Here is a 17,472-nt window from a genome sequence, read left to right as displayed (position 1 = left end):
GATGACGGCAGAATAGCGCGCAGCACTCGACACCATCTTCAGCGAAACTAATCCCATGGCCGCGACGACCTACTTCACCCCCGCCAGCCTCAAGCTGATGCGCGAGTTCGCGCGCAACAACAACCGCGAATGGTTCGCCGCGAACAAGACGCGCTGGGAGGCGACCGTGCGCGATCCATTCCTGCACCTGATCGGCGACCTCGCAGCGCCCTTGGCGAAGATCAGCACGCACTATCGCGCCGATCCGCGCCCGCACGGCGGCTCGATGTTCCGCATCTACCGCGACACGCGCTTCTCCGGCGACAAGACGCCGTACAAGACCTGGCTCGGCGCGCGCCTGTTCCACGAGCGCTCGAAACAGGTGCCCGCGCCATCGTTCTACCTGCACGTGCAGCCCGGCGACAGCTTCGTCGGCGGCGGTCTCTGGCATCCGGAACCGCCGACGCTCAACCGCGTGCGCGAATTCCTCGTCGACAATCCGGCGGCGTGGAAGAAGGCCACGCACAACGCGCGCTTCCGCGCGAGTTTCACGATCGGCGGCGACTCGCTGAGCCGGCCGCCGCGCGGCTACGATCCGCAGCACGAACTGATCGAGGACATTAAGCGCAAGGACTTCGCCGCCTGGCGCGAATTCGACGACAAAACGGCCTGCTCCGCGGAGCTGCGCGACGTCGTCGTCGACGGCTTCAAGGGCGTCGCGCCGATGATCGACTACCTCTGCGCGGCACTCGACCTGGAGTTTTGAATGGCGGCCGGAACCGGCGGCGCGTTGCGCGCGATCGCGGTATACAAATTCGCCAAAGGCGCGGCGCTGCTCGTGCTCGCGGCGGTGGCGTTCCGCCTCGTGTGCACGCCGTCGCTCGAACATCTGGCGAACTGGGTGGCGCAGTTGCCGCTCCGCAGCGGCCACGTCATCCTGATCCGCTGGGCGGACCAGTTGCTCGGCCTGACGCCGCGCAACTTCGAACTGATCGGCATCGGCGCCAGCGCGTACGCCGCGTTGTTTCTCGTCGAAGGCTGGGGCCTGTGGTGGCGCAAGCGCTGGGCCGAGTATCTGACCGTATTCGCCACCGCCTCGCTGGTACCGTTCGAAGCCTGGGAAATCCACCACCACTTCACCTGGCTCAAGGTGCTGGCGCTCGCGGTCAACGTCGCGATCGTGGTCTATCTGTGGCGCATCGTGCGAAAGCGCTGACGCAGGGGCGCGATGAATCGCGCCATCACGCTTCGGCGAACGCGAACGCGAGCACGTCGCGAATGTCGTCGCTGCCGAGCATGGCCATGAGCAGGCGCTCGACGCCGAGCGCGACGCCGGCACAGTCGGGCATGCCATGTTCCAGTGCCGCGATCAGGTTTGCGTCGATCGGCACTTCGCCAAGGCCGCGCTCGCGCCGACGCGCGTTGTCGCGTTCGAAGCGGGCGCGCTGATCGGCGGCATCGGTCAGTTCGTGGTAGCCGTTCGCGATTTCCTGCGCGCCGAGGTACAGCTCGAAACGCTCGGCCACGGGCGGATCGCCCGCGCGGACCTTCGCCAGCGCGCATTGCGTCGCCGGATAGTCGCAGACGACCGTGATGCGGTCGCTCGGGAACGTCGGTTGGATGCGGTGCGTGAGCAGCAAATCCAACCAGTCGTCGCGGTCCAATCCTTCCGTGTCGATCCGCACTTCGCCGAGCGCCGCGCGCAACTCGGCTTCCGTGGCCGCGAACGGGTCGATGTCGAGCGAAGCGACGAACAATTCACGATAAGTGTATTTTTTCGCTTCCGCCCGCCTGCCGGCCAGCGCCAACGCCGCCGAAACGAGTTCGACGGTTTCCCCGATCAGCCGCACGTGGTCCCAACCGACGCGATACCACTCGAGCATCGTGAACTCGGGATTGTGCCGCCGTCCCGCTTCGCCGTTGCGGAAAACGCGGCCGAGTTCGTAGTGATCGCCGACGCCCGCCGCGAGCAGGCGCTTCTGCGCGAACTCCGACGAGGTGCGCAGCCAGCGCTGCGGAGTGCCCGCATCGACGTGGCCGCCGAAGCGCGTGCGGAAACTCTCGATGTTCGGAGCGGTATTGCCCGCCGCCGATAATACCGGCGTCTCGACCTCGAGCACGCCGCGCTGCGCGAAAAACCCGCGAATCAGCGCATACAGGCGCGCGCGCAGGCGCAGTGCCGCAAGCGGGCTCGCCTCAGCCTTCATGCCCGCGCAGGAAGTCGAGCAACTGCGCCTCGTCCCAGACGTCGATGCCGAGTTCGTTGGCCTTGTCGAGCTTCGAACCGGCGTCGCTCCCGGCGACGACGAAGCTGGTCTTCTTCGACACGCTACCGGCGACCTTGGCGCCAAGCGCCTCGAGCTTCGCCTTCGCCTCGTCGCGGGTCAACGCGACGAGGCCGCCGGTCAGCACCGCGGTCTTGCCGGCCAGCGGCCCGTCGACCGTGCGCTGCGGCGCGTGCTCCTGCCATTCGACGCCGTTGGCGCGCAGCGCGGCGATCACCTCGCGGTTGTGCGGCTGGGCGAAAAAGCGCGCGATGTGCGCGGCCACGATCGGGCCGACGTCGGGCACGGTCTGCAAGGCGTCTTCGTCGGCGGCCATCAGTTCGGCCAGCGAGCCGAACCAGCGCGCCAGCGTCTTCGCGGTCGCCTCGCCGACATCGGGAATGCCGAGCGAGTAGAGGAAACGCTCCAGCGTCGTCTTGCGGCTGCGCGCGATCGCCTCGATCAGGTTTTCCGCCCACTTGGTCGCGACCTTGCCGGCCTTTACCGTTTCGGGCGTCGTGCCGTCGCGTTCGTCGGCGCGGCGCTTCATTGCGAGCAGGTCGTCGAGCGTGAGTTTGTACAGGTCGGCCACCGACTTGACGTAACCAAGGTCGGTCAAATCTTCGATGTAACGCTCGCCGAGACCGTCGATGTCGATCGCGCGGCGCGAAGCGAAGTGGAAAATCGCTTGTTGGACTTGCGCGGCGCAGCTCAGGCCGCCGATGCAGCGCGCGACCACTTCGCCCTCCTCGCGCACGATATCCGAGCCGCAGACCGGACAGGTCGCGGGCATCTGCCAGCGCGGCCGGGTTTCGTGCCGCGCATCGGCGACGACGCTGACGACCTCCGGGATCACGTCGCCCGCACGGCGCACGATCACCGTGTCGCCGACGCGCACGTCGAGACGCGCGACCTGGTCGGCATTGTGCAGCGTCGCATTGGTCACGGTGACGCCGCCGACGAAGACGGGCTTCAGGCGCACGGTCGGCGTTGCCGCACCGGTGCGACCGATGTTGACGCCGATCGCCTCGACCACGGTCGTCTGCTCCTGCGCGGGGAACTTGTGCGCGATCGCCCAGCGCGGCGTGCGTCCGACGAAGCCGAGTTCGCCTTGCAGGGCGAGGTCGTCGACCTTGTAGACGACGCCGTCGATGTCGAACGGCAGTGCGTCGCGCTGCGCACCGATGCGGCGGTAGTAATCAAGGCAACCGTCCTCACCGTCGGCCGTACCGACCAGATCGCTGACCGGAAAGCCCCAGTCGCGCAGCGTACGCAGCGTCTGCGAATGCGTCGCCGGCAGCGAACCACCCTCGACGACGCCGACCGCGTAGGCGTAGAACGCGAGCGGCCGTTGCGCCGTGATACGCGGATCGAGCTGGCGCAGCGAACCCGCGGCCGCGTTGCGCGGATTGATCAGCGGCTTGATCCTGCCTTCCGACGCGCGCGCCTTCTCGTTGTACTTTTCGAAACCGGCGCGCGGCATGTAAACCTCGCCGCGCACTTCGAGCACGGCGGGCCAGCCCTTGCCGCGGAGCTTCAAAGAGTCGTTTTCATTCGTCCCGCTGCGGAGGCGCAGCGGGATCTGCCTGATCGTGCGCAGGTTCGCCGTCACGTCCTCGCCGGTTTCGCCGTCGCCGCGCGTCGCTCCGCGCACGAACAGGCCACGCTCGTAGCGCAGACTGATCGCGAGGCCGTCGAACTTGGGCTCGACCGAAAACGTCAGCGCGCGCGCGCCGTCGCCGCCGAGGCGCGCGCGGATGCGGCGCACGAACTCGGCCACTTCCTCGTCGCTGAACGCGTTGGCGAGCGACAGCATCGGAATCTCGTGCCGTACCTCGGCGAACTCGCTCGAAACCGCCGCACCCACGCGCTGCGTCGGCGAATCGGGCGTGACGAGTTCCGGGTGCGCCGCTTCCAGCGCCTCGAGCTCGCGCATCAGCACGTCGTACTCGGTGTCGGTGATCGTCGGCTCGGCCAGCACGTGATAGCGATGGCTGGCTTCGTCCAATTTCTCGCGCAGAATCGCCACGCGGCGGGAAATATTGCTTGGAACGGAGGCGTTCATGGCGGGATTTTACCAACACCTTGCATGTTGCACCGCGCTTGCCGGAAGCTTGCCGCATCCGACGGGGAGACCACGATGGCGAAATCGAACTGGAAGGCGTTTCCGCATCCGGACAAAGCATTCGACTACGCGGGAGACAAGCTCGCCAAGGCCTGGGCCAAGCTGCATGCGGGCGACCAGGAACCGTTCCCCGACGAGAAGCACGTCGCCAGGCTGCTCAAGGCCAATCCCAAGCTCGGCAAGGACGCCGGCAAGATCGCCGACGCGCTGCAGGACGCCTGGCGCGCTTTCCACCGCGGCGACTTCCGCGAAGCCTATGAGGCCGGTACGGCATTGAAGGCGCTCGGCGCCTCGGTCACGATCAAGGCCGGCGGCATCCACGCGACCTACCTCGTCGACAGCGACAAGGAAAAGACCGCGCGCTTCGAGGCGCTGGCCAAGCTCGCCGACGAGGCGATCGCCGCGTTGCCCGACGAAGCGAACTCGCACTACCGGCGCGCGTTCGCGCTCGGCCGCTACAGCCAGACGATCTCGATCACCCAAGCGCTCGCCCAGGGCATCGGCGGCAAGGTCAAGGAGTCGCTCGACAAGGCGCTCAAGCTCGCGCCGAAGCACGCCGAAGCGCATACCGCGCTCGGCCTCTACCACGCCGAGATCGTCGGCAAGGTCGGCGGCATGCTCGCCAAGCTGACCTACGGCGCGAGCGCGGCCGAGGCCGAGAAGCAGCTCAAGGAAGCGCTCAAGCTCACTCCGGATTCGCCGATCGCCTGGGTCGAATACGGCAACGCGCTGATGCTCCTATACGGCGACAAGCGCGAGGACGACGCCGCCGAAGCCTACGCCAAGGCCGCGAAGCTCAAACCGAAGGACGCGATGGAAGCGCTCGACGCGGCGTGGGCGAAGGAACAGATCGAGTGACGCCTCCGTCGGCACAAAGCTACCAGTGCACTCCGCGCATGATCGACGCGAAGGCCACCTGCTCGCTCGTCGGCTGCTGCTCGAGTTCTGCTCTGCCCTTCATGCCCTTGGCCGCGGCCGAGTCGGGAAACATGCGGAACGCAGTGTTCATGATGACTTCGTACAGGCGCGGCGCGACCGCGTAGAGCAGTTGCGCAAAGATGCCGGTGCGCGTGGCGATGCGCACGGGGCGTTCGATGATCGCCTCGGCGATCAGGTCGGCGGCTTCGTCCGGCGACAGCGTCGGCACCGAGTCGTACATCTTGGTCGGCGCGATCATCGGCGTCTTCACGAGCGGCATGTTGATCGTGGTGAAGCTGATGCCGTTGTCCGAGTACTCGGCCTGTGCGCAGCGCGAAAACGCGTCGAGCGCCGCCTTCGAGGCGACGTAGGCCGAGAAGCGCGGCGCGTTGGTCAGCACGCCGATCGAGGAAATGTTGATGACGTGGCCGCGATGGCGCTCGGCCATGCCGGGCAGGAAGCCCATGATCAGGCGCAGCGAACCGAAGTAGTTGAGCTGCATCGTGCGCTCGAAGTCGTGGAAGCGGTCGTAGCTCGACGCGATCGCGCGGCGGATCGAGCGGCCGGCATTGTTGACGAGGATGTCGATGCCGCCGTGCTCCTTGACGATCGTGGCCACGAGCTCGTCGGCCGACTTCCTCTCGGCCAGATCGGCGACGTAGGTGTGGCAGATGCCGCCCGCCGCTTCGATTTCCTTTTTCGCCTCGGCGAGTTCGTCGGCGCCGCGTGCGCAGATCAGCACCTTGCCGCCCGCGCCGGCGATCTTGAGCGCCGCCGCCTTGCCGATGCCCGAGGAACCGCCCGTGATCAGCACGGTGCGGCCCTTGACCTTGCCGCTCAGCGAATGGTCGACGAACAGGTCGGGATCGAGGTGACGCTCCCAGTAATCCCAAAGGCGCCACGCATAGCCGTCGAGCTTGGGCAGCCTGATCTTCGAGCCGCGCAGCGCGCGTTCGGTCTCGCGCGAGTCGAAGCGCGTCGGATAGTTGATCAGCTTGAGCGCTTCGGCCGGGATGCCGAGATCGCGCAGCACGGCGTTGACGAAGCGCTTGACCGGCGGCAGGCTCGCCAACCCCTGTTTCACCACGGCCGGGATGAACGCGAACATGCGCGCGTCGAGGCGCATCGACATCTGCGGCGCGTGCCCGGCGTGGGCGAAGATGTTGAGCACCTGGCCGATGCGCAGCGGCGCCGGGTCGGTCAGGTGGAACACGCCGCCGTCTAGGCCGGGCTTGTGCGCGATGTGGTCCATCGCGTCGACCACGTAGTCGACCGGCACCATGTTGACGCGCCCGCCCTCGATGCCGAGCACGGGCATCCACGCCGGCAGCGTCTGGCGCAGTTTCTTCAGCGTGCGGAAGAAATAGTACGGTCCGTCGATCTTGTCGATCTCGCCGGTCCGCGAATGGCCGAGCACGATCGCGGGACGATAGATGCGATGCGGGCGCGCGCACTCCTTGCGCACGATCGCCTCGGACTCGTGCTTGGTCTTGAAGTACGGATTCGCCTCGACGTCCTCGGCCTCGTCGAACATGTCCTCGCGGAACACTCCCGGATACAGGCCGGCGACGGCGATCGAACTGGCGTGATGGAAGCAGCCGGCCTTGATCTCGTCCGCGAGCTGCACGGCATGGCGCGTGCCTTCGACGTTGGCCTTGTACTGGCTCTCGGCATCCGCGGCGAGATCGTAGATCGCGGCGAGATGGAAGAAATGCCTGACCTTGCCCGCAAGCGCCTTGCGCTGCGCCGGCGCGAGGCCGAGCATTGGTTTGGCAATGTCGCCGTGCACCGCGACGAGGCGCTTGCCGTCGTCGCCGAGGCGTTCGCGCAGCGCCTCGAACTTTTCCATCGAACCGCGGCGCACGAGGCAGTGGATCGTGCCCTTGCGCGCGTACAGTTTTTCCACGAGATGGCGACCGATGAATCCCGTCGCGCCGGTGACGAAATAAGTCATGATTCACCCTGCTGTGAATTGCCCGTGCGAGTATTGCACGGCGTGCGAAGAATGCTTGCTGCGGCGCATCGCGGCGACGTTGGAATCCGCGTTCGCGTTGACCCGGCGGCAAGCGCCTGCGTAGAATTCCGACACGCCCCCGGGGAACGACATGGCCGACCTGAAAGCGAAATTCGAAAAGGCAAGCGAAGACGTCAAGCTGCTCAAGGAGCGGCCGGACAACGACACCCTGCTCAAGCTCTACGCGCTCTACAAGCAAGGTTCCGAAGGCGACGTCACCGGCCCCAAGCCCGGCTTCTTCGATTTCGTCGGCACGGCCAAGTACGAAGCGTGGGCCAAGCTCAAGGGCACCAAGGCAGACGACGCGCAGCAGAAGTACATCGAACTGGTAAAGAAACTCGGCGGCTGACCGCCGCGCGGCACGCATGGCGCGGCGGACGAAGGATCGCATCCTCGAGGTCAGCCTCGCGATGTTCAATGCGCAGGGCGAGCCGAACGTCACCACGAACCACATCGCCGACGAACTCGAGATCAGCCCCGGCAACCTCTACTACCACTTCCGCAACAAAGAAAACATCGTCGAGCACATCTTCGCGCGCTTCGAGGCGCGCATGGACCAGGCCCTGCTCGTGCCCGACAACCGCCTGCCGACGCTCGAGGACGTGTGGCTGCAACTGCACATGGTGTTCGAGTGCATGTGGGACTACCGCTTCCTCTACCGCGATCTCGTCGACATCCTCTCGCGCAACCGCAAGCTGCGCGCGCACTTCGCGCGCATCCTCGCACGCGCCGGCGCGAGCACGCGCGACGTGCTCACCGGCCTCGCCCAGGCCGGCATCGTGCGCGCAACGGCAGACGAAATCCGCGCCACCGCGGAAAACGTGCTGCTCGTGACGACGTTCTGGCTCAACTTCAACGCGGTGCGCGCGAGCGGCGACCTGCACAAGATCGCGCCGAGCCAGGAAGACCTGACCCACGGCATTTATCAAGTCATGCTGCTGATCGCGCCGTTCCTGCGCGACGCCGAGCGCGTGCATCTCAACACGCTGGCACAGGCGTATCGGCGCTGACGCGCTCTTTGCTCGCCATTCCTGTCTTCGCGGGAATCTCTTTGCTCGTCATTCCCGCGAAGGCGGGAATCCAGCTCTTGCTCTATGCCGTCATTCCGGCAGGGACTGCCGGAATCCAGACTGCATGGATGCCATTGAACGAATGTCGTTGCAGTCTGCAACCGCGTCCCTTCACCTTTCCGCGCGCATCCCGCGCGCGGGTCACTTTCTCTTGCTTGTGCAAGAGAAAGTGACCAAAGAGAACACACCCCGGATGCCGCGCCGCCTACGGCGGTTCGCGAGGTCATGCCGGGGTTCGTTGAACGCACGTCAATGATGCGTACAACGAACTCGCGCGCATCCCGCGCGCGACCCTGCGGGCGTTTCCGTCATGCCCTCGCCGCGGCAAACGGGGACCCGAAGATCAAAAGTGGAAGCAAGATCAAAAGCCCTGCTCTCGCTTCCCCTGCGAAGCGGGGGAGGCTGCCCGAAGGGCTGAAGGGGGCGCTCCTGGACGTTACTTCGCGGCTTTGAGCTTGCGGCTCAGCGCGGCGATCTGGCGCGTCAGGTCCTCGATTTCGCACTTGGTCGGAATGCCGAAGCGGTTGAGGACGCGGCCGACGCCGTTCTCGACCACTTTCGCATAAGCATCGCACTGCTTTTCGGCGCGCAGCAGGATCGGGCTGAACACGCCGGTGGCCTGCGCCTGCGCATCGGCGACGGTTTCGCGTGCGAACCGCGTGCCGCGTGCGGCGAATCCCTGCCCTTCTGCGACAAAACGACCGAACCACTGGCCGCCGTGCTTGCGCGTCAGCGAAAACGCGCCGAGGCCGGCGAGCCAGACGCGGCGCAGTTGCTCCGCCGGCGTGTTCGCGAATTCGATCTTGACGTTCCGGGTTTTCTTGCCAGCCATGATGTTGCCTCGTTGATGGAGTGCAATGAAAGCTAGCGCTCGAAGCTAGAACATTCACACTAACGTTGAATCATTTGCACGACTCGGTAGGCTGGGCTGATAAGCCCAGCATTTCCCAGTACGTAAACAAGCTGGGCTTTGCAGCCCAGCCTACGCGCTACTGACCTACCTCGCACTTCATCCTCTTGAGAAACATCTTTTTCTCTTTCGTGATATGTGGTTCAAAGTCCCAATATTCGTGGGCAACCCCAGAAAATTGATTGCCATCAGCATGGACAACAATCTCAAAGCCGGATAGCCCGTTATTGCTCCATACCATTTGGAGTTGCCCTCGATCGAAGAACCAATAACCCCCTGTATCTTTGAAACTCCCGTCGGGAATACCTTCGAGCACCTTCGAAAAGGTACCCCATGGTGTCCGCACAGGCTCATTCGCCAAACGCATGTCGGCTTCAACCTTAATTTTGGAATTTGAAGCCAACGCTTGCGAAGTAACTTTGTAGCAGCCTACAAAATTATCATTGGCAACGGTGGTTGAGGGCTGCGTAGCAACGCAACCTTGCAATGCAATCGAAGCTATACAGGCGGTTGAGAAATGCCGCATGACATCACCGCAACTTGATCTGATTGCTCTCGTACTTGCGATCGTAAGCGCGCAGTTCATCGCGGATGTGCGCGATGCGCTGGCGGCCGAGCACGCTGCGTTCCTCGTCGAGGACGTTGGCGCCGAGCAGTTCGGCCATGCGTTGCGCGGTCGGCAGCAGCGCGTCCCAGCCGTCGAGCGCGGGCACGGGGCCGGGCAGCGCCATGAAGAAGGTGACGCCCGGCGTTTGCAGCGAGTCGATCTCGCGCATGTCGAAGTAGCCCGGCTTGACCATGTTAGCCATGCTGAAGATCGGCCCGGCCTCGGGACGGCCCACGACGAGGCGATGGAAGATGTTCTTGTCGCCGAACAGCAGGCCGGCCTTCTCGGCTGCGACGATCAGGCTGGCGCCGGGAATCGTCTCGCCGGGCCGCGCGGCAACGTGCAGGGTGACGATACGTTCGACCGGCTGCGTCTGCGGACGCACGCCCGGCAGCGGACCCTTGCGCGCAGGCGGCACGGGCGTCGAGGCGCGGGCGCGACCCGCCGAGATGGCGGCACCGAGCTTGTCGAGTTCGCTTTGGATGCCTACGTCGAGCTCGCCTTGCGCGGGTTCGGCATCGGGATCGGGCACTTCGCCGAGCGAAGGCTCGACGCGCTCGCCGTTTTCGGTTTGCCCGAGCTTGCGTCTGCCCTGCCCCGGCTTGCGCGGGCGGCCGAAGAAATAGATCAACGCGAGGGCGGCGATGCCGGCGATGACGAGGATGATGCGTAGTTGGGTTGGGTCCATTCCGGCAACTCCGGCAGTACTTCGTTACTGTGTGCTGTCATTCCCGCGCAGGCGGGAATCCAGTGTCTTTCACTCTTGTCGTTCACGAAGACCAAAGTCGCTGGATTCCCGCCAAGAGCACGCGGGAATGACGATCACGAGCTTCGTCAGGCGGCGCCTGCCAGCTTCGCCGCCTCGGCCAAGTCTACTTGAACCAGGCGCGACACGCCCGGCTCGCGCATGGTCACGCCGCAGAGCTGCTCGGCGACTTCCATCGTCGCCTTGTTGTGGGTGACGAAGAGGAACTGCACGTTCTCGCTCATCTCCTTGACGAGATTCGAGAAGCGGCCGACGTTGGCCTCGTCGAGCGGCGCGTCGACCTCGTCGAGCAGGCAGAACGGCGCCGGGTTGAGGCGGAAGATCGAGAACACCAGCGCGACCGCGCTCATCGCCTTCTCGCCGCCGGAAAGCAACGAAATGCTGGTCACGCGCTTGCCCGGCGGGCGCGCCATGATCGCCACGCCCGCGTCGAGCACGTTGTCGCCGGTCAGTTCCAGATACGCCTGGCCGCCGCCGAACAGGCGCGGGAACAGTTCCTGCAGACCAGCGTTGACGCGATCGAAGGTTTCCTTGAAACGCGCTCGCGTCTCGGCGTCGATCTTGCGGATCGCGGTCTCGAGCGTTTCCAGCGCGGTGTTGAGGTCGGCAAGCTGCGAATCGAGGTACGCCTTGCGCTGCGACTGCTCCTCGTACTCGGAGATCGCGGCGAGGTTGACCGGCTCCAGGCGCTTGATCTTCGCGTCGAGTTCGTTGATGTCGTTCTGCCACTCCTGCGGATCGGCGCCTTGCGGCAACGCCTCGACCAGCGTGGCGAATTCGTGGCCCGCGGCGACGATCGCATCCTGCAACTGCTGCGCGCGCATCTTCAGGCCGTGCTCGGCGAGACGTTTCTCCGACAACGCCTCGCGCGCCTGCTGCAACAGATGTTCGATGCGGTGGCGCTCCTGCTCGTGGCCGCGGAATTCGTGGTCGTGCGTCTCGAGCGCCTTTCTCGCCTCGACGAGTTGCTTGTCGACCAGCAGGCGCTGGTCGAGGTAGATCTGGCGCTCGGCTTCGAGATCGGCGAGCGGCGTCTGTCCCGATGCCAGTTGCTGCACGATTTCGGCCTTGCGCGCTTCGAGCTGGGAAAGCTGGCCGTGCATGCGCAGCAGCGCCTGTTCGAGCGCGGTGACGCCTGTGCGCTTGGATTCGATGTCGAGCGCGAGCCGGTGCATCTGTTCGGACGCCTCGCGCGCGTTCATGCGCGCTTCCTCGCGCGCTTCGAGCAGACGGCGACGCTCGCCGTCGAGATGCTGGCGGCGCTGTTCCTGGTCGCCCATGTGCGAGACGGCCTCTTCGAGCCGCGCGCGCGCCTCGCGCGTGGCGGTGTCGTCGGCGGCGAGCTTGATTTCGAGTTCGGCGATCTCGCCGTCGACTCTCGCGATGCGTGCCTGCGCGGTTTCGAGCTTGCCGCGATGGCTCTGCAACTGCCCGGCAAGTTCGGCGACGCGGCGATGGGCTACGTAGAGTTCGCGCTGCGCGTCGTCGCGCGCGCGTTCGGCGTCGGCGCGCTGGGCCTTGATCTCGTCGAAGCGCATGCCTAGCGAGGAAATGCGCTGCTCGGAGGCGGCGATTTCGTCCTTGAGCACGTGGATTTCCTTTTCGCGCGCGATGACGCCCGCCTGCGCGTCGCCGCGCCGGCGCACACGTGCGAAGCCGGCACCGAGCCATTCGCCGGCCGGCGTGATGACCGATTCGTGCGGCGCGAGGTTGCGCGCGCGTTCGTGTGCGGCGCCGATCGAATCGGCTGTGTAGACGCTGTCGAGAATGTGCAGTGCGGCCGCGGGTCCCCGCACGTGCGCGGCAAGCGTGCCCGCGCGCGCGGCACCACCCTGCTCCGCCGCGACCAGCACGATGTCCACGCTGTTCGCCTGCGCGAGTTCGCCGAGGAAATCGAACGGCGCATCGACAAGCACGCCGTCGAACAGGCCCGACAACACCGTCTCGACTGCGGTTTCCCAACCGGCTTCGACATCGAGCGCTTCACCCAGGCGCGGCGCCTTGTCGAACCCGAGCCGTTCCAGCCACTCGTGCGCAGGCGACCTCTCCTGACCGAGCGCCGCGTGCTGCAAGGCTTCGAGCGAAGCGAGCCGGCCACGCATCGCCTGCAACTGCGTGCGGCCCTCGCCGAGCCACGCGCTGGCCTGATGTTCCTCGCCGGCGAGTTCTTCGTACTTGGCCTTGCGCTCGTCGAGCATCGCTGTGAAGGTTTCGACCTTCTCTTTGTGCTCGTCGTGGTCGGCCGCGAGTTTTTCCGCCGCCGCGCTGAGCGCGGCGAAATCGGCGGCCCGTTTTTCCGCGCGCAGCGCTTCAAGGCGGCGGCCGGTTTCCATCGACTGGCGGTCGAGGTAGTCCAAGCGCGTGCGTTCCACCTCGGCGGCCTGGCCCGAATTGGCGCTGGCCTTGGCGTGCTCGTCCCATTGCGACTGCCATTCGGCGAGCGCGGCTTCCGCTGCCTGTTGGGCCTCGGCGGTCTGCCCGGCGGCTTCACGCTGCGCTTCGAGTTTCGGCTCGCCATCAAGCAGCGCGGCGCGCAGCGCTTCGATCTGCTCGCGGTCGGCGGCGATGTGCTCGCCGAGTTCGGCATAGGCGTTCTCGGTTTCGACGCGCGCGCGTTCGAGGCGCTCGCCGAGTTCCTTGTTGTGCTGGATCTGCTGCTCGACGCGGGCGATGTCGCCGCCGACGCGGTAGACCTCGCCCTGCACGCCGTTCAAATGATCGGTCGCGCCCTGATGCGTCTCGCGCAGCGTTTCGAGTTGCGCCTCGATTCCGCGCTGGTCGGCGACGAGCTTCTCGATGCCGGTTTCGGCCTCGCGCAACGCGTCGCCGTGGCCTTCGAGTTCAGTCGCGATCGCGCGGTAGTACAGGCCGCGCAGTTCGGATTCCTTCTTCGCCTGTTCGGCTTTCAGTTCCTGCCAGCGCGCGGCGGCCTTGGCCTGGCGATTCAAGTGTTCGAGCTGCTTGTCGACTTCCTCGCGTACGTCGTTCAGGCGTTCGAGGTTCTCGCGCGTGGATTTGATGCGGCTCTCGGTTTCCTTGCGCCGTTCCTTGTACTTGGAAATGCCGGCGGCTTCTTCGAGGTGCCCGCGCAGTTCGTCCGGATGCGCGGAGATGATCTCGGAGATCATGCCCTGCTCGATGATCGAGTAGCTGCGCGCGCCGAGGCCGGTGCCGAGGAACAGGTCGGTGATGTCGCGGCGGCGACAGCGCGCGCCGTTGAGGAAATACTGCGACTGGCCGTCGCGGCTGGCCACGCGCTTGACCGAGATTTCGTTGTACTTGGCGTACTCGCCGACGACGAGGCCGTCGGAATTGTCGAAGATCAACTCCACCTGTGCCGTGCCGACCGGCTTGCGCCCGGTCGAGCCGGAGAAGATCACGTCGCTCAGCGCGTCGCCGCGCAGGCGGCTCGCCGCGCTCTCGCCCATCACCCAGCGGATCGCATCGATGATGTTGGACTTGCCGCAGCCGTTCGGGCCGACCACGCCGGTCATGTTCGTGGGCAGGTGCAGGACAGTCGGATCGACGAAAGATTTGAATCCGGAGAGTTTGATCGTGGTAAGGCGCATCGTGTGTTCTTGAAAGTCCCTTTGCCGCGCGCAAGATTGCCCGCGTTGTAGTGAGCGAGCGCTTGAGCTAAGGTGCGCGCCCTCGCCGATGAGAAGGCGACATCCCGCAGAAGCGGCTTTTTTGCTCGTCATTCCCGCGCAAGCGGGAATCCATCTTGATCTTGCCCTACGGAGAGCAAAGACACTGGATTCCCGCTTGCGCGGGAATGACGGCAAGAGAAGAAATTTTTCCTCGCCGCAAGTTTTCAGGAGTCAACAGCATGTCCACCCAGCCCAGCAAAGCACTGGAGACCTTTCCGAATCCGCAGCCGGAGCGCGATTATACCATCCGCATGCGCATCCCCGAGTTCACCTGCCTGTGCCCGAAAACCGGCCAGCCGGACTTCGCCGAGATACGTCTGGAATACGTGGCCGACAAGACCTGCGTCGAGTTGAAGTCGCTCAAGCTCTACATCTGGAGCTTCCGCGACGAAGGCCATTTCCACGAGGACGTGACCAATCGCATCCTCGACGATCTGGTCAAGGCGACGAAGCCGCGTTTCATGCGCCTGACCGCGGAATTCGGCGTGCGCGGCGGCATCTGCACCACCGTCGTCGCCGAGCACCGCAAGAAGGGCTGGAAGGCGCCGGGCATCGTCGTCCTGCCGTAAAGAACAACCGCGAAAAGCAGGGGCAGGACGCGAAGGACGCAAAGAAAAAGAAGAAGCAAGGAAGATTCAGGCAACAAATAATCTTCCTTCGCTTTTCCTTTGCGTCCTTCGCGTCCTTCGTGTTGCTTCAGCCTTTTTTTCCGGGCGTAGCAGGAGCCGCCGGCGCCGCGCCCGCCGGGTATTCGATCTTCGCCTGATTCTTGATCCGGGCCAGCCGCTCCTCGCCGATCTTCTTCTGCAGGTCGCGGCGGATGTTCTCCTTGACCTTGTCGAACTCGGGCGGCGCCAGCGGATTGACCGCCTGCACCTGGAAAACGAGCCAGCCCTGCGGCAACTTCAGCGGCATGCGCGTGAAGTCGCCGGCCTTCATCGACGCCAACGCATCCGTCACCGGCTTGGGCATGTTTTCCGTGTTGACGTGCGAAAGCGCCTTGGCCTGCGCCTTGCCCTTCCATTCGTCGTAGACCTTGGCGAACGGCGTGCCGGAAACGAGTTCGCCGGCAGCCTTGAGCGCATCGTCCTCGCTCGCGAACAACACGCTGCCGAGGTCGTATTCGAACTTGCCCATGCCCGCAACCTTCGCGTCATACTGGGCCTTGAGCGCCTCGTCGGTGATCGGCGTCTGCTCCTGCAACCGGATCATCGTTTCGTTGGCGAGCGCGGCCAGGCGCGCCACTTCGACGTTGGCCGCGAACTTCGGATCGTCCGCCAGCTTGTCGCGCTGCGCCTGCCCGGCGAGCAGCACGTAGTCGGCCAGCACGCGCAGGATTTCGGCGCGCTGCTCCGGCCGGCTCATGTCGGCCTTCGGCGCCTTCACGCGCACGAAGGCGTCGACGAGTTCCTGCGGCACGGCGACGCCGTCGACGGTTTCGGCGACCGGCAGGTTCGCCGGCATCTGCACCGTGCGTTCGCCCGAGCCGGTGCCGGAGCAAGCAGCGAGCGCGAGGCAGAGGGAAATGAAAAGGGTTTTGCGCATGAAAATTTCCTCGGATGGCAATATTTGCGTCCCGTCATTCCCTGCCGGAATGACGCCTGTCGATTCCCGCAGCACGTTCAATCTTCGCCCGGCGCCCGCGTTTCCAGCGTCAGCGCGTGGATATCGGTGCGCATCATGTCGCCCAATGCCGCATAGACGCGCTGATGACGCCGGACCTGCGCCAATCCCCCGAACACGGGCGAAACGATGCGCACGCGGAAGTGCCCGCGCCCGTCGCGCGCGCCGGCGTGGCCCACGTGCCGATGGCTCTCGTCAACGATGTCGAGCTGGGCCGGAGCGAATTCGGCGCCAAGCAACTCGCGCATGCGCACGATTCGCGCCGTATTGAGTTCGGCGGTACCCGTCACGGCAGCGACTTGCGGAACGGGCGCACGTCCACGTCGCGATAGACACCGGCTGCCACGAACGGATCGGCCGCGGCCCATTCTTTCGCCGCATCGAGATCGGCGAACTCGGCGACGATCAGGCTGCCGCTGAACCCGGCAGGCCCCGGGTCCTCGCTGTCGATCGACGGAAACGGACCGGCCAGCAGCAGGCGACCGGCGTTCAGCAAATCGTGCAAGCGCTGCAAATGCGCCGGGCGCGCGGCGAGGCGCTTGTCCAGGCTGCCGGGATGATCGAGGGCGGTGATGGCGTACCACATGGCGGTATCGGGCAAGATGGAAACCGCAATGATACCGGAATACGAAGCGTCGCCCGATCGGGAGTCATGTCCAATGAGACATGAGCCTGAAGCGAGGCGAGTGTCCGGGTCATCCTTCAAAGGATGATCGCGAAACTCGATACTCAAGCCATTCGCTCGATCGCCGATGCGTTAGGATGGCGTGCCGCGCGGCGCGATGCGGCGAGGTTTTCCCACAACGAAGAAGGAGAGGGCAATGTCGCTTGGCAAACGTTTGGGTGCCGAATTCTTCGGCACGTTCTGGCTCGTGTTCGGAGGGTGCGGCAGCGCGGTGTTGGCGGCGGCGTTCCCGCAGTTGGGTATCGGCTTCGCAGGCGTAGCGCTGGCGTTCGGCCTCACGGTGCTGACGATGGCCTACGCGATCGGCCACATCTCGGGCGGCCACTTCAATCCGGCAGTGTCGGTCGGACTCGTCGCCGGCGGCCGCTTCGCCGCCGCCGATCTTGTGCCGTACGTCGTCGCCCAGGTGCTCGGCGCGGTCGCTGCGGCCGCGGTGCTCTATCTGATCGCCAGCGGCAAGCCCGATTTCGCCGCCGGCGGCTTCGCCACGAACGGCTACGGCGATCTTTCGCCGGGGCACTATTCGCTGCAGTCCGCGCTCGTCATCGAAGTGGTGCTGACGTTCTTCTTCGTCATGGTCATCATGGGCTCGACCGACGCGCGCGCGCCGGCCGGCTTCGCGCCGATCGCGATCGGCCTCGCGCTGACGCTGATCCATCTCATCAGCATCCCGGTCACCAATACCTCGGTGAACCCGGCGCGCTCGACCGGCGTGGCGTTCTTCGCGACGACGGCGGCGCTGTCGCAGTTGTGGCTGTTCTGGGTGGCGCCGATCGTCGGCGGCGCACTCGGCGGCTTCGCCTACAAGGCATTGTTCGGCAGCGCGGGCAAGAACTGAAGCATCACGCCGCTCGCGCGGGA

General features: G+C 65.3%; 17 protein-coding genes. 7 read left to right on the top strand and 10 right to left on the bottom strand.

The window, feature by feature from the left end:
- The first annotated feature begins 55 nt into the window (after positions 1 to 55).
- Together QM741_RS14105 and QM741_RS14100 are read left to right on the top strand one after the other, a co-directional pair.
- Positions 56 to 745 (top strand): DUF2461 domain-containing protein, encoded by a 690-nt coding sequence (locus QM741_RS14105; protein WP_415208308.1) that lies wholly within the window; start codon positions 56 to 58, stop codon positions 743 to 745.
- The gene (locus QM741_RS14100; RefSeq protein ID WP_415208307.1) at positions 746 to 1,195 is read left to right on the top strand and encodes a DUF2127 domain-containing protein; all 450 of its coding nucleotides are present in this window, start codon (positions 746 to 748) and stop codon (positions 1,193 to 1,195) included.
- 25 nt (positions 1,196 to 1,220) lie between these two features.
- Here the strand turns inward: QM741_RS14100 and epmA are convergent, their stop codons facing one another.
- Together epmA and ligA are read right to left on the bottom strand one after the other, a co-directional pair.
- Positions 1,221 to 2,186 (bottom strand): EF-P lysine aminoacylase EpmA, encoded by a 966-nt coding sequence (epmA, locus tag QM741_RS14095; RefSeq protein WP_415208306.1) that lies wholly within the window; start codon positions 2,184 to 2,186, stop codon positions 1,221 to 1,223.
- A complete protein-coding gene (ligA, locus tag QM741_RS14090; protein ID WP_415208305.1) occupies positions 2,176 to 4,308 on the bottom strand; it encodes an NAD-dependent DNA ligase LigA in 2,133 nt (710 codons plus the stop codon). Before ligA ends, epmA begins: the two co-directional genes overlap by 11 nt.
- 75 nt (positions 4,309 to 4,383) lie before the next feature.
- On the opposite strand from ligA, the gene QM741_RS14085 reads away from it, so the two are divergent.
- Complete coding sequence (locus tag QM741_RS14085) at positions 4,384 to 5,226, top strand: hypothetical protein (RefSeq protein ID WP_415208304.1); 843 nt, start codon at positions 4,384 to 4,386, stop codon at positions 5,224 to 5,226.
- 19 nt (positions 5,227 to 5,245) lie between these two features.
- Here the strand turns inward: QM741_RS14085 and QM741_RS14080 are convergent, their stop codons facing one another.
- Entirely contained in the window at positions 5,246 to 7,240 is a 1,995-nt protein-coding gene (locus tag QM741_RS14080) for an SDR family oxidoreductase (protein ID WP_415208303.1), read from the bottom strand.
- A gap of 151 nt (positions 7,241 to 7,391) precedes the next feature.
- Between QM741_RS14080 and QM741_RS14075 the strand changes: the two genes are divergently transcribed.
- Positions 7,392 to 7,649: an acyl-CoA-binding protein gene (locus QM741_RS14075; protein ID WP_415208302.1), complete on the top strand. Its 258-nt coding sequence runs from the start codon at positions 7,392 to 7,394 to the stop codon at positions 7,647 to 7,649.
- Between the two features lie 16 nt (positions 7,650 to 7,665).
- Complete coding sequence (locus tag QM741_RS14070; RefSeq protein ID WP_415208301.1) at positions 7,666 to 8,310, top strand: TetR/AcrR family transcriptional regulator; 645 nt, start codon at positions 7,666 to 7,668, stop codon at positions 8,308 to 8,310.
- A gap of 496 nt (positions 8,311 to 8,806) precedes the next feature.
- Here QM741_RS14070 and QM741_RS14065 read toward each other — a convergent pair whose 3' ends face one another.
- The 4 genes from QM741_RS14065 to smc all read right to left on the bottom strand — a co-directional run bounded on the left by QM741_RS14065 (position 8,807) and on the right by smc (position 14,222).
- The gene (locus QM741_RS14065; RefSeq protein ID WP_415208300.1) at positions 8,807 to 9,202 is read right to left on the bottom strand and encodes a phasin family protein; all 396 of its coding nucleotides are present in this window, start codon (positions 9,200 to 9,202) and stop codon (positions 8,807 to 8,809) included.
- A gap of 157 nt (positions 9,203 to 9,359) precedes the next feature.
- Complete coding sequence (locus QM741_RS14060) at positions 9,360 to 9,806, bottom strand: hypothetical protein (RefSeq protein WP_415208299.1); 447 nt, start codon at positions 9,804 to 9,806, stop codon at positions 9,360 to 9,362.
- Positions 9,807 to 9,810: 4 nt separating this feature from the next.
- Positions 9,811 to 10,575 (bottom strand): cell division protein ZipA, encoded by a 765-nt coding sequence (gene zipA, locus QM741_RS14055; protein ID WP_415208298.1) that lies wholly within the window; start codon positions 10,573 to 10,575, stop codon positions 9,811 to 9,813.
- Between the two features lie 146 nt (positions 10,576 to 10,721).
- Positions 10,722 to 14,222 (bottom strand): chromosome segregation protein SMC, encoded by a 3,501-nt coding sequence (smc, locus tag QM741_RS14050; protein ID WP_415208297.1) that lies wholly within the window; start codon positions 14,220 to 14,222, stop codon positions 10,722 to 10,724.
- Between the two features lie 260 nt (positions 14,223 to 14,482).
- On the opposite strand from smc, the gene queF reads away from it, so the two are divergent.
- Complete coding sequence (gene queF / locus QM741_RS14045; RefSeq protein ID WP_415208296.1) at positions 14,483 to 14,872, top strand: preQ(1) synthase; 390 nt, start codon at positions 14,483 to 14,485, stop codon at positions 14,870 to 14,872.
- A 127-nt stretch (positions 14,873 to 14,999) separates the two neighbouring features.
- Here the strand turns inward: queF and QM741_RS14040 are convergent, their stop codons facing one another.
- The 3 genes from QM741_RS14040 to QM741_RS14030 all read right to left on the bottom strand — a co-directional run bounded on the left by QM741_RS14040 (position 15,000) and on the right by QM741_RS14030 (position 16,512).
- Positions 15,000 to 15,848, bottom strand: coding sequence for a peptidyl-prolyl cis-trans isomerase (locus tag QM741_RS14040; RefSeq protein ID WP_415208295.1), 849 nt, complete (start codon positions 15,846 to 15,848; stop codon positions 15,000 to 15,002).
- A gap of 77 nt (positions 15,849 to 15,925) precedes the next feature.
- Positions 15,926 to 16,174 carry a BolA family protein gene (locus QM741_RS14035; RefSeq protein WP_415209132.1) on the bottom strand — a complete coding sequence of 83 codons (249 nt, stop codon included), beginning with the start codon at positions 16,172 to 16,174 and terminating at the stop codon, positions 15,926 to 15,928.
- 38 nt (positions 16,175 to 16,212) lie between these two features.
- Positions 16,213 to 16,512: a YciI family protein gene (locus QM741_RS14030; RefSeq protein ID WP_415209131.1), complete on the bottom strand. Its 300-nt coding sequence runs from the start codon at positions 16,510 to 16,512 to the stop codon at positions 16,213 to 16,215.
- Between the two features lie 235 nt (positions 16,513 to 16,747).
- On the opposite strand from QM741_RS14030, the gene aqpZ reads away from it, so the two are divergent.
- On the top strand, positions 16,748 to 17,449 hold the full coding sequence (aqpZ, locus tag QM741_RS14025; RefSeq protein ID WP_415208294.1) for an aquaporin Z: 702 nt from the start codon (positions 16,748 to 16,750) through the stop codon (positions 17,447 to 17,449).
- Positions 17,450 to 17,472 lie beyond the last annotated feature (23 nt).

The organism is Rudaea sp. (assembly GCF_047601565.1).
Lineage (GTDB): Bacteria > Pseudomonadota > Gammaproteobacteria > Xanthomonadales > Rhodanobacteraceae > Rudaea.
The sequence above is the reverse complement of the archived record's forward strand: the minus strand, read 5'-3'. Positions and strand labels throughout refer to the sequence as shown.